Raw genomic sequence first — 2483 nt, 5'->3', positions numbered from 1 at the left:
GGTTGATGCTGAGGGCTCCTGAGGACCCGCCGGTGACGATCAACGCGGGGCGGTCCGGCTCCAGGCCCAGGGACGCTTTGGCCGCAGGTGCCGCCGTCGCCCGGTGAAGCCCGGAAATGGCGCGCCGCATGGGCATACCGAGGTGCCGCGCCCCCCGCAACCGGGTGCCCGCGAACGCCACGGCGACATAGTCGCTGAACCGGGCACCCACACGGTTGGCCAGACCGGCCTTCATGTTGGCCTCGTGGATCACCACGGGGATGCCGAGTTTGCGGGCAGCGAGGTACATCGGCGTGCAGACATAGCCGCCCACACCCACCAGGACATCGGCGTTGGCGTCCTCAAGGATCCGGCGGGCCTGGGCCACTGCGGTCCGCAATCGGCCAGGCAGCTTGATCAAGTCAAGGGAAGGCCGCCGCGGAAAGGGCACCCGGTCAATGGTGGCGAGTTCATAGCCGGCTGCCGGTATGAGCCGCGTTTCCATGCCCGACGGCGTGCCTACAGTCAGGATGGCAGCATCAGGACGCTTGTCCTTGATGGCATCGGCAATGGCCAACAGCGGGCTGACATGCCCGGCAGTACCGCCGCCTGCAAGGACGACGGACAAAGGCGTGGACGCGTTGCGGGAGTCTGGTGTCATGAAGTGCTAGGTACGCTTTCGTGCGGTTTTCGGAGAACGGCGGGGCAGGAAACGGGGTCGCTGCTGCGGCGGCAATTGGCCTCGGGCCAAGGACAAGACTACGCCGATACCGCAGAGCGACATGATCAGTGCCGAACCACCGTAGGAGATGAACGGAAGCGGTACACCCACGACGGGGAGGAGCTGGGTCACCACGGCCATGTTCATGCTTGCCTGGCCCAGCAGCCACACCATGATCCCACCGGCGAGCGTGCGCTGGAACGGGTCGGTTTGCCGGACCACCACCCGGAAAATGGCGATGCCAAGGATGGCAAAAAGAATCAGGACAACGAGGGTCCCTACCAGGCCAAGCTCTTCCCCGATGATGGCAAAGATGAAGTCGTTATGGGCCTCCGGGAGCCAGTTGTACTTCTGACGGCTTTGCCCAAGGCCCAAGCCGGTCCAACTCCCCTGCGCCAGACCGTACATGCCGTTGGTTGATTGGAAATCGAAATCGAATTGGTCGGTACACGTCTGGGACGCCGTTCCGAGCCAGGAAGTGATGCGGCAGATCCTGTTGGTACTGCTGACGGTCCCCAACACGGCCCCCACAGCTCCGATGATGCCGGCGATGGCAAGCATCCGTCCGGGCACGCCGGCAAAGTAAAGTCCCGCAGCTGTGATGGCTGCGATGACGATGACCGTCCCGAGGTCGTTGCCCAGCATGACCAAGGCGATAACCAGGCCGGCTCCGGGAACTACGGGAATGATGACATGCCACCAGCGGTGGAGGAGCTTCTGCTTGCGCGCAAGAACCGCCGCAATCCAGATGCAGAGGATCAGCTTGGCCATCTCGGACGGCTGGAGGGTTATCCCTCCGATGTCGATCCAGTTCTTGTTGCCGTTGACGGTGTTGCCCATAACCTGGACCAACACCAGGAGGACCAGCACCCCACCGAGGGCCCACCAGGACAACCTTTTCATCCAGTTCACGTTGGTCCGTGAAATGACATACATGCCAATCAGCCCGACAACGCCAAACATCGCTTGCTTCAGGGCATCCGCGTAGGGTGATTTCCCTTCGGAGATCGCCTCCACGCTTGAAGCGGACAACACCATCATGATTCCAATGGCGGTGAGCGCCAGAGCACAGCCCAGGATGAGGTAGTACGTGGAACTGTTGGGCGTTTTGTCCTTGCCTTCGAGGCTGTCCCAAAAGTTGCGCAGGTGTCCGCGGAGCCCGGATGGCTTCTTACCCGGCTTGGCCGGAGCCTTGGGTTTCCCGTCCCGGGGGTCTTTGCCGCGGGTGCGGGTGGGCGTGCTGACCATTGTTACTCCTCGGTGGTCGTTGCCTGCCCTTCCACAAGCTCGCGAACTGCCTGGAGGAAAGCATCGCCGCGGTGAGCGTAGGAAGAGAACTGATCCATGGATGCAGCCGCGGGTGCCATCAGGACGGTGTCCCCTGGCGTGGCCAGCTCGGCCGCCGACGCCACGGCCTGGGCCATGATGGCCTCGCCGTAGATAGGCGAAGCGGCGTTGCCGGCTACGGTCTGCACCTTTTCAGTGTCGCCCTTCGCCTGCGCTATCACGGGGACATCCGGTGCGTGTCGCTGGAGGGAGCCTTCCAGTGCCTCGGTATCGGTACCGATCAGCACCACAGCTTTGAGCCGGGGTGCGTGTTCTTTGACAAGGTCGTCATAGTTGACTCCCTTGGACAGCCCACCAGCTATCCAGACAACCTGCTGGAAGGAGGACAACGCAGCCGATGCCGCATGGGGGTTGGTGGCCTTTGAATCGTTGATCCAAAGTATGTCATTCTGCTTGGCCACCACCTGGATGCGGTGGGCGCCAGGAAGGTAGTTGA

General features: G+C 62.6%; 3 protein-coding genes. All 3 read right to left on the bottom strand.

From position 1 onward, the window contains the following. A partial coding sequence (locus HP499_RS23335) for a glycosyltransferase (RefSeq protein ID WP_172326434.1) occupies nt 1-640 on the bottom strand: 640 nt, incomplete at its 3' end. 6 nt (nt 641-646) lie between these two features. Continuing rightward, a complete protein-coding gene (gene ftsW, locus HP499_RS23330; RefSeq protein WP_172326433.1) occupies nt 647-1948 on the bottom strand; it encodes a putative lipid II flippase FtsW in 1302 nt (433 codons plus the stop codon). Nucleotides 1949-1950: 2 nt separating this feature from the next. Further along, a partial coding sequence (locus HP499_RS23325; RefSeq protein ID WP_305849763.1) for a glutamate ligase domain-containing protein occupies nt 1951-2483 on the bottom strand: 533 nt, incomplete at its 5' end.

The sequence above is a fragment of the Paenarthrobacter sp. CM16 genome, from assembly GCF_013179505.1.
In the GTDB taxonomy this organism is placed as follows: Bacteria; Actinomycetota; Actinomycetes; order Actinomycetales; family Micrococcaceae; genus Arthrobacter.
Note: the sequence above shows the minus strand (reverse complement) of the source record. Positions and strands in the feature narration are given on the sequence as shown.